At 49.4% G+C, this 8,728-nt stretch carries 9 protein-coding genes; 3 read left to right on the top strand and 6 right to left on the bottom strand.

Annotated features, from left to right (window positions below):
* Positions 1-957: 957 nt before the first annotated feature.
* The 6 genes from EKM83_RS11665 to EKM83_RS11640 all read right to left on the bottom strand — a co-directional run bounded on the left by EKM83_RS11665 (position 958) and on the right by EKM83_RS11640 (position 5,851).
* On the bottom strand, positions 958-1,785 hold the full coding sequence (locus tag EKM83_RS11665) for a PTS system mannose/fructose/sorbose family transporter subunit IID (RefSeq protein ID WP_125577634.1): 828 nt from the start codon (positions 1,783-1,785) through the stop codon (positions 958-960).
* A gap of 12 nt (positions 1,786-1,797) precedes the next feature.
* The gene (locus tag EKM83_RS11660; RefSeq protein WP_225418672.1) at positions 1,798-2,628 is read right to left on the bottom strand and encodes a mannose/fructose/sorbose family PTS transporter subunit IIC; all 831 of its coding nucleotides are present in this window, start codon (positions 2,626-2,628) and stop codon (positions 1,798-1,800) included.
* Between the two features lie 45 nt (positions 2,629-2,673).
* Entirely contained in the window at positions 2,674-3,177 is a 504-nt protein-coding gene (locus EKM83_RS11655; protein WP_125577632.1) for a PTS system mannose/fructose/N-acetylgalactosamine-transporter subunit IIB, read from the bottom strand.
* On the bottom strand, positions 3,174-3,593 hold the full coding sequence (locus EKM83_RS11650) for a PTS sugar transporter subunit IIA (protein ID WP_125577630.1): 420 nt from the start codon (positions 3,591-3,593) through the stop codon (positions 3,174-3,176). Before EKM83_RS11650 ends, EKM83_RS11655 begins: the two co-directional genes overlap by 4 nt.
* A gap of 119 nt (positions 3,594-3,712) precedes the next feature.
* Positions 3,713-4,324, bottom strand: a complete 612-nt coding sequence (locus tag EKM83_RS11645; protein WP_125577628.1) for an HAD family hydrolase — start codon at positions 4,322-4,324, stop codon at positions 3,713-3,715.
* 78 nt (positions 4,325-4,402) lie between these two features.
* The gene (locus EKM83_RS11640; protein ID WP_125577626.1) at positions 4,403-5,851 is read right to left on the bottom strand and encodes an MATE family efflux transporter; all 1,449 of its coding nucleotides are present in this window, start codon (positions 5,849-5,851) and stop codon (positions 4,403-4,405) included.
* Positions 5,852-6,204: 353 nt separating this feature from the next.
* Between EKM83_RS11640 and EKM83_RS11635 the strand changes: the two genes are divergently transcribed.
* The 3 genes from EKM83_RS11635 (at position 6,205) to EKM83_RS11625 (ending at position 8,666) form a co-directional block, all read left to right on the top strand.
* Complete coding sequence (locus EKM83_RS11635) at positions 6,205-6,735, top strand: hypothetical protein (RefSeq protein ID WP_125577624.1); 531 nt, start codon at positions 6,205-6,207, stop codon at positions 6,733-6,735.
* 594 nt (positions 6,736-7,329) lie between these two features.
* Positions 7,330-7,548 carry a helix-turn-helix domain-containing protein gene (locus EKM83_RS11630; RefSeq protein WP_125577622.1) on the top strand — a complete coding sequence of 73 codons (219 nt, stop codon included), beginning with the start codon at positions 7,330-7,332 and terminating at the stop codon, positions 7,546-7,548.
* Positions 7,549-7,640: 92 nt separating this feature from the next.
* The gene (locus tag EKM83_RS11625) at positions 7,641-8,666 is read left to right on the top strand and encodes a hypothetical protein (RefSeq protein WP_125577620.1); all 1,026 of its coding nucleotides are present in this window, start codon (positions 7,641-7,643) and stop codon (positions 8,664-8,666) included.
* The last annotated feature ends 62 nt before the right edge of the window (positions 8,667-8,728 follow it).

Below are 8,728 nucleotides of genomic sequence, written 5' to 3'. Positions count from 1 at the left end.
TTTCTTGTAAACTGTTCTTGGGACATATTGTCATTCTCACTTTCAATTGGTTTTAGTCGACTATTTTGCTGTGGGGCAGTGTGTCCCTTTTATTATACAAAAAATGATGTCGACAGATTTCTCTATCAACACCAAATATCATAGAACCATAAAAATCGCTTGTTCCCTGCTTAAATGGCAGTGGGACAAGCGATTTTTTAGTATAAAACTGAAGGTTGAACGGCAGAAATCAGCTAGAAACATTGTCGCCACGCAACTGATGGCGTAAAAATTAGTCGTTACAGCTTCGTAGTTTGAGCTGGCCGCCTACCGTCTGCCAACTATGGGTTGGAACGCGGTGGGCGGACCGGACCGAGCCTGAGGGACGGTCTCGGCCTCGCTTTGAGCCGAAAACCCGCGTCTCAAAGACGCCAGTTCCCTAAGCGGTAAAACCGCTAAGGGAACTCCCACGGCTGAACCCATATTTGGCGGACTCTCGGCTACAGGGATGCGTTCCAGCGAAAGTCAACTTAGCCCCAGGTAGCAACTGATTTGGCAACAAATTTTTGACTAACACAATTGTGCTAATAATCGCTAACCTCGCCGGAGGCAGCCAGGGTGGAGCCAGCGAACCGGAAGACCGCCCCTCAGGCTGGAGGTGTTCCCCAGAGTAGACGGAACCCTTGTTGACGCAAGCCCTGGTCTTACTAATTTTAGTGAACAGCCCCCTATCGCTTCGGGAATCAATGTCTTAGCACCATTCTTGATTTCTATTTATAAAAAAGATTATAAGATTAACGGGGTGAATTAGCTTAGCAGCTATGGTAAAGTAAGCTTACCAAAAAAAGATGGGTGGTGGCACCATGATTTTGTTTGGATACGGACCAAGGTCTCACGTGCAACGCCTCGCTATTTGCTCGACAGCCGCAACGACTATTCGCCCCCGTACCAACTGGTCCCTGCCCGTGAAACACCCACCTAACGCAGGATTCCCAGACTGTAGCCCACTAAGCCTAAGACAAAGACACCCAGCAACAGCCATAATGGCTTGACGTGCCGGCGTAATAACCAGACACAGCCCAACGTTAACAATAAGGGAATCAAGCCCGGTAACAATTGATCCATCAACGATTGCAGGGACAACGCCGCATGGTGGCTGGTGGCCACGATAGGCGCCAATTTGACCCGCGTCCACCGCGGAATAATGGCCCCCATGACGAACATCCCCACGATGGAGGCGCCTAGGGTCAGCTTCTGCAAGACCCCACTGCTGAGAAAGGTCACGACCTTCAGCCCTTGATGATAACCCCACCGTTGGGCCCACCAACGAAAGGTCAGCCGCGCCAGGTTCCAACCAATAAAGAAGACTAGCGGCCCGACGATACCGAAGCCACTCAATGCCAGGCTGGCCGCAAAGGCACTCAGAATTGGGCGCCAAGTTCCCCACCAAATAGGGTCGGCCACACCAGCCAGCGAGCCCATCATGCCAACCTTGACGGCACTAATATCGGCCGCCGAGACTGGTTCCCCGTTGGCACGGTCTTCCTCTAACGAAAGCGTGACCCCGGTAATCAGTGACTGCATGTAAGGCATGGTATTGAATAGTTCCAAATGACGTTCGGCTGCCTGCCCCGCCTCGGTCTTGTCCGGGTACAGTCGACGAATCGCCGGAATCATCAGATAGCAGAAGCCTAAATTTTGTAACCGCGGATAGTTCCAGGCCGCTTGCTCCCAACCTGACCGCCCAAATATCCATAACTGATCCGTCAGCGTCAATTGTCGCGGTGTCTCATTTTTTGTCGTCATCAACGCTTCCTCCTAAAGATCATCTAATTCACGGTCCAGGTCATCCTCAGCACTCGGTGGCGTCGGCCCATTGCCGGATTGCGAGTCGTGAGGCGCCTGTAAACGCAGGTACAAAATGGCTAAACCCACGCCAATCAGGCCTAACGCTACCAGGCTGAGATGACTGTCCGTTCCCAGCGCAAAGCCAATGCAGAAAAATGGCCACAGTTGGCGCGTTGCCATCATATTGATGACAATGGCAAAGCTGACGATGACCAGCAGCCCAGCCGCCACGTGCAGACCACCGCGAATCGTGGTCGGTAACGTGTGAAAACTGAGTTGAATCCACGATGCCGGTAACGCCATCAATACTGCCGTCGGAATCATGACCCGCAGTCCTTGCAGAACCACACTACTGCGGTGTAGCCAGTCGATTTTCCGTAAATTTCCCACAGCGGCGGCCACATCGGCCTGAGCCACCAACGGAATGATCAGGTGGCGTAAGCCCCGCGTCAGTCCTTGACCGATCAAGGCCAGAGGAATGGCTAAAATCACGCCTGCGGCCACGGGTAAATGGGCTGGGCCACTGACCCACCAAGCAGCCACAACAGCGGCTAGGGCTGGATCAGGCGCCACAGCTGCACCAATGTTCATCCACCCCAGCGTCACCAGCTGCAGTGATGCTCCTAGGGCGATACCACTCACAAGGCTGCCCGTCGCCAGGCCGACCAAGGTACAGGCCACGATGGGTTGATGGAATTCCCACTCATCGACGACCCCCTCAATTCCTGCCAAAAAGGCAATTAGTAAAATTCCCCAGATGCTCATCCGTTGCTGACTCCCTTTCCCATCAATGTGATTCACCGCAAAAACACCCCGCTCAGGTGGGGGTGACCACCGAGTGAGGTGTTACGACAAACCCTTTTTAGCTGCTAACTTTAAAAATGCTTGTTTGCGATCCGTTGGTACGGTCTGCGCGTAGACGTCGACGCCGGCCGCTTCGAGTTGTTTAGCCGCCGCCACATCTGCGGCATCCGCGGCAACACTGGGCGTGAGCATCACTTTGCCAGCGGTGTACGCCAGATTACCGACGTTAACGCCCGTTGCAGTCAAATCAACACCTTGTTTGGCTAACGCCGCCATTTCCGCCAGCGTTTCCGTTAAGATAATTGGTTGAAACCCGTCAAACCGGGCATCTTGATAAATCTGTGCCATCTTTGCCAGCATAATCACGTTAGCCTTGGCTTCGGCCGGTGCCGCCTGGGTGATCAAGACCTTGCGTAAATGGTCTTGGGCCACGGCATCCGAGACGACTAGAATGCGATTGGGCTGGACCGTCTTCGTCCACACCGTCGCAATCTGGCCGTGCAACAGCCGGTTGTCGACCCGGGCTAATTTGATTGTCATCGTCATAGTAAGTCATCATCTCCCGTATCCGTCTGCAAATCCAAGTGCCGAATGCCCCCCTGCGCAGCGCGCTCCAAGTGAGGAATGACCTCGGCCAATGTCTGGTTTTGAATCGACAAGGCTTCGATCAACATCGGCAAATTGAGGCCAGCAACCAGGCCATAACGGTCGGGATGCTGTGCCACGACGCGACTGGCGGCGTTGAATGGTGAGCCACCCCACAAGTCGACTAAAAACAGGAGTTCCGTAACGGGTTGCATGTCGTCGATGGCCGCCTGGTAATGGTTCGCCAGGTCCTCGACGCTTTCATCGGCTGCTAAAGTCACAGCCATCACTTTTGCTGTTTTACCGAAAATCATTTCGGCACTCTGTAAGATACCGCGGGCAAAATCACCGTGGCTCGTGACGATTATGGCGAGCATTCTGCCACCCCTTCATCAATTCCGCTAATTTTAAACTCTAAATTGCGTCTGCATTTAATATAGCATAAAAAAGCGGTTCCAGCTAGCGCTCCGTAAAAACGGTCCCCCAAGCTGGCAACTTACAGTAATTCTAGCATCGCACTGGGCGTGATGAAGCTCACGTCTGGCTTGAAATCCGTCGGTGTCCTACCGTTCCAAGCCGCGAAGCCAAAGGTCACGTGCGCGGCGGCAGAAGCGTCGGCATCGTAGACCGTATCCCCCACGTACACGGTATTTTCAGGCTGCGCACCCAGCCGCTGCATCGCAAGTAAAATGCCATCCGGTGCTGGTTTACCGTGCGCAATGTCTTCGGCAACGACGGCTTGGCTAAAGTAACTGTCGAGGCCCGCGCTGACGACATCCCGATCGTACTCATACCGCTGCTTGGAGGTCATAATCGCTAATCCCGCTCCGGCGGCTTTCAAATCAGCCAGCGCCTGCTTCACACCGGCGTAAACCGCAACGGTATCCCGGTACGCCTGGGTGCGGGGCCCCCACTCTGCCAAAATATCATCGACATCTGCCAGCTTCAAACGAATCAAAGCGTCGCGGCTGGGAATGCCAAACGTTTTCGCCAATTCCGCGTATTCCCGGTCAATGCCGCGGTCGTGCAAAACGGCTTGGAGGGACTTCATGTACATCGCTTCGGTGTCTAAGAGGGTCCCATCAATATCAAAAATAAAGTTTTTCATTTAGACTGGTCTCCTTAGTCTGCAATTCAATTTTTTAAAGAAAAAAGGTGCGGCCATCGCTGACCACACCCTAGTTTATCATGCTTTACCAGCGGACTCTAATTTTGGAGACGCTGAAACCGATTTAATCGATGCCATTTCATCGGCAGCTGACGCCAACGCTTCTGGATCTTCACCAGCAGCGACTTCTTCAGCGCGCTGTAAGTTCCGCAGTTGCTTGACGGCTCGAATCCAAGATGGCACCAGGATAGCACAAGAACCCAACCAGGCCAACGGTTCGGCCGAAACAGCACCAGCATAACCCAACGCTTCGACCATGAACAGTGCCGCGAAGACCCGCATGGTCAATTCGCCGACGCCAGCCAAGGTCGGCAGTACCCGCCGGCCCAAGCCTTGAAGGGTGTTCCGAATGATAAACAGGACACTTAACAAAAGGTAGGTGCTCCCAATGATATTGAAGTAGGTCTGGGATAATTGAATGACGTGTTCGTCCGCCGTCCCAATGATCAGCGTGACGATTGGCTTACCGAAGAAGATGACCAAACCACCCGCAAAGACCGCGAAACTCCCGGATAACCAGAGGGTCTTCTTGACCCCTTCCATGATCCGACCGTACTTACCGGCCCCAAAGTTTTGCGCTGCAAAGGTTGCCATCGTCACCCCGAAGGAAGACATCGGCAGTGAACACAGTTGATCGACCTTAGAAGCCGCCGTGGAAGCTGCCACGGAGTCCGTCCCCAAGGAATTCAAGGCCGCTTGCATAACCATCGTCCCAATCGCGATGATGGACAGCTGGAAGCCCATTGGCATCCCCGTGGAGAAATGTTGCCACAGCTCGTCGAAGCCAAATTTGAAATCTTCTCGCGAGATGTGCAGCAACGGAATGGAGCGGGCAATGTAGCCCACACACAACAGTGAGGCCACAACTTGGGAAATCACCGTCGCCCAACCAGCACCGGCAACGCCCATGTGGAAGACCAGGATGAATAATAATTCGAGGATAACGTTGACGACGGTCCCGATGACCAGAAAAATCAGTGGCGTGCGGGAATCACCGAGCGCCCGGATGATGTTGGACAGCAGATTAAAGGCCATCGACGCAAAGATCCCGGCAAAAATCGTACTAATGAAGATACGTGCGTTCGCAAAGATTGAAGCGGGCGTTTGCATCAGTTTTAAGATAGGATCGACGAAGGTCAGTGATAAGACCGTCAATACGATCGTCATTAAGATTGAAATGATAATGCTCGCGGCAAATGACCGCCGCACCCCTTTGTAGTCACGGGCGCCGAACCGGGTAGCCGTGATGATGGCTAGCCCCGCCGTCAGCCCTTGGGCAAACCCAATAATTAAGAAGTTGATCGAACCCGTAGCCCCGACTGCGGCCAGCGCTTTGACACCAAGGGTTTGTCCCACAACGACTGTATCAGAGACGTTATATAATTGCTGGAATAAATTACCAATCAATAATGGAATCGTGAAAAAGAAAATAAGTTTAAGGGAATTGCCCTTGGTTAAGTCGCTCATATGCCGACCTCCTTCAGAATTTTTGGTCACTCAAAATGACACAAGACAACTACTATAACGCGTTCATCGGCACTTGTCACCAATTTTGTTTGCGAATTTTCGCAGTCGTCGATTTAATTTCCAATCTTACGCTTCTCTTAAGGCTTTTTGAAGTCCTATTTTCGATGAAAACGATTGCGTGGTGAAAATGTTATCTGTTTGTCATGTTTGGGGGGCAATGGATGGCAAAGACGGTCGGAATCATTTACAACATCATCTTTAATTCAGTTCTGGGATGTACAAGTTCCCTCGCTTTGCGGTACTCTAGTAATCAGGGAAATGATTAAAGTCTGCATCTATTCGGAGGAGTCAACTTGAAAAAGACCTTTGTTACAACACTAATTGCCACAACCCTTGCCCTAACTACGTTGAGTGCTTGCGGTAATCACCAAAGAACAGCATCGTCAGCGAGTTCCAAATCTTCTAGTAACCTGGTTGCTAAGAAGCACCCCACCTCGACGCACCAGAAGACCAAGCACCAAAAGAGCCCAGCCGCCCACTCTAGTTCCGCGGCAAAAGCCCAATCCTCAGTTGCGCAAAGCACCTCAACCGTTCGCCGAGCTACGAGTGCGCCAACCACTGCGCGGCACCGGCATACAACTGCGACAACGCACAGCCAGCCCACCACGCGGTCGTCAAGCTCTCAACAGCCCAGCAGTCACTCCCAATCATCGGTGAACACTGACCCACACACACTGACTGGGTTCATCAATAAATATGGTGAGTCGCCGGTCGCCTACAAGATAGACCATGGCATGTCGGAAAAAGAAGCCCTCGCCTCCACGCCCGACTCAATGAAGTCATCTGGGGAAATCCAAATGCAGTACCAACTGGGCATTAAGTAAGAAATCGGCTGGCCCAAGCGATTGGGATCATACGTTATTGAAAGAGCCTATCCGATTAAAATGGTGTTGATACCTGAATCTATCAACACCATTTTCGTGTCAGCACACTTTGCTCGCTATAATCCAAGCTATGACTGTGAACAAAAAAGCCTTAACCAATGCGAGGAAATTTTACGTATTTATCAAATCGCGGACAACCATATATAATCACTGAAACTTTTCAAAAAAATTCGTTTTACACTTATCCGTGTACACACATGGGTACATTATAATAGATATATCAAGGAAGCAGGTAAAAGAATGAAACATCGAAAGGAAAAGAACCCCGACGAACGTAATGCTGATGTTGATAGCCATCCTACTAGTTATCAACATCATACAGAGCATTACAGTGATCATCGAAGTTCTCATTCCACACAAGTAACATGGTAAGGGCGAAAAACCCTTACTTGTTGTACTCCAATTATAACACGGCGGCTTTAATGAATATGAGTAAGAAAATAACTAAATTGCTTTATGTAGCTATCGCTGTCAGTTCATTATCTCTAATTCTCAGTCTTCTCCGTCTATTCAAATTACTGTGAGGTGATAGAAATGGCAGAACACATCAACCTAAACGACCCTGAAATCATGAGCGCTAAAGACGCTGCTGCACGTTGGGGAAAGGCCCCGGATTACGTTCGTTCGGCATTAAGAGCACGCCCTGAACGCTTTCCAGAAGGCACTGTACGCCTATTTGGGCGACAGTTAGTAGTTACCCGTGAAGGTATGGAAGCAGTAACTGGTCACAAGGAGCTTACTTCTAATGACTAGCGTTGCAAATTATTAATCCGCTGATTTTTAAGGCTTCATAAACTGGGGTATACTAACAAGGATGGTAGGAACATAATTGGGAGGTAATTCAATTGAAAATAATCGGAGTTAAGGGAGCTACACTACTCATGCTACTGGGTGCTATCGCTGGAGGCCTAGCTACTACTAATGCCAGTGCTATGAGTAAAAGTACCAAGAAGACTTTGACAACTTTACAAAAAAAGGAAGAAAAATTAACCAAAACCAATAAGTTAGTAGACCGTGAGTTAGACAAGGTTGGGGTCAAAAACTTAATCGCTCTAATGCAAAATAGTGATAATGGCTCGATTCCTAACACTCTGGATTCTAACCTCAATACCTACAAATTATCACAAGCCACTGTTGTATCCACAGGCGGCAGTAAAACTGTAACTTTGCCAAAGGGGTCTGTCATTCGAGGAAGCAAATATACTCTTAACCCTAACTACGCCAGTCATTTTAGTATTAACGTTGAAAACTTAAGCAAACGCAATCAGGGCTATGTTTTTAAAAAGCTAGGAAAGACATCGCCTAAAGTCAATTTCGTGTTGAATTCTAAGAATAAAACAAAGACTTATAAAAAGTCTACAGCATTCTCACATAATGGTGTACAAAATCTTCCCGACTTATCCAGCAAAAATTTGCAGTCCTACTTTGATGCGGATAGGAGTGGGAACCCGTTTATCACAATAACTGCTGATAAATATTTAAACTACTACTCCAACTACCAAACGAAATCTGGTAAGGTCAACTATAATAAATATTCTCAATCTGTTAAGATCAAAAGGTTTACTCGTGGTTCTTCCAACTACACTTACTATCTAGCTAAGCCATTGAAAGGGTTTGGCACGAAAAAGGTTCGGGTCGGTAAGACCCATCAATACCGTCTCAAAGTATCTCTAGGACACGTGTTCCAATCTTACGATAACTACAACTTAGACGCCGGTGGCTATCGCATGACTGTAAAAGTTGGCTCGAAGAACTTTTACGTAGATTTAGGCGACATCGCTGAATCCTATGTAAACAAACTGCGAGGAAATTCCGACTCATACGTTAATGCAACTGCTGCGCAAAAGTACATCAACGCCTTACAACAATAAACACATAAGGACTATCCTTTTCATGAGATAGTCCTTTTATTATTCTTCAAAATTATACTAAT

Source organism: Levilactobacillus angrenensis (assembly GCF_003946085.1).
GTDB classification, from domain to species: Bacteria; Bacillota; Bacilli; order Lactobacillales; family Lactobacillaceae; genus Levilactobacillus; species Levilactobacillus angrenensis.
Note: the sequence above shows the minus strand (reverse complement) of the source record. Positions and strands in the feature narration are given on the sequence as shown.